The following is a 531-nucleotide window of genomic DNA, read 5'->3' on the forward strand; positions in this document are numbered from 1 at the left end:
GCCGGTTCCGCAGTTCGACGGCGGTCAGGGAGTCGAAGCCCAGGTCCTTGAAGGCGCGGTCGTGGGCGACCCCGTCGACGGACGTGTGACCGAGCACGTCGGCGATCTCGCGGCGTACGAGGTCCAGCAGCACGGGCCGGCGCTGCTCGTCCGGCAGCCGGGTGAGGCGGTCGGCGAGCGTGGCGCCGGCCGTGGCCTGGTCGGCCCGGCGGCGCGGTGCGCGGACCAGCGCGCGCAGCACGGCGGGCAGCGTGCCGGACGCGGCCTGTGCCCGCAGCCCGGCTGGTTCGAGCCGCATCAGGACGGGCACGGTGGCGTCGGACGCGACGGCCGTGTCGAACAGCGCCAGGCCCTCCGCCTGGGAGAGCGCGCCGAAGCCCTGCCGGTGCAGGCGGTGCAGGGCGGCCTCGCCCAGGTGGCCGGTCATGCCGGTGTCCAGGGACCACATGCCCCAGACACAGGACTGGGCCGGTAGTCCGGCGGCCCTGCGGTGGGCGGCGAGGGCGTCGAGGAAGGTGTTGGCGGCGGCGT

At 76.3% G+C, this 531-nt stretch carries 1 protein-coding gene; it reads right to left on the bottom strand.

The features are described from left to right. The coding region (locus ACFF45_RS35595) for a beta-ketoacyl reductase (RefSeq protein ID WP_381351191.1) at positions 1 to 531 on the bottom strand (531 nt) is incomplete at both ends.

Source organism: Streptomyces cinereospinus, assembly GCF_042430725.1.
GTDB lineage: Bacteria > Actinomycetota > Actinomycetes > Streptomycetales > Streptomycetaceae > Streptomyces > Streptomyces cinereospinus.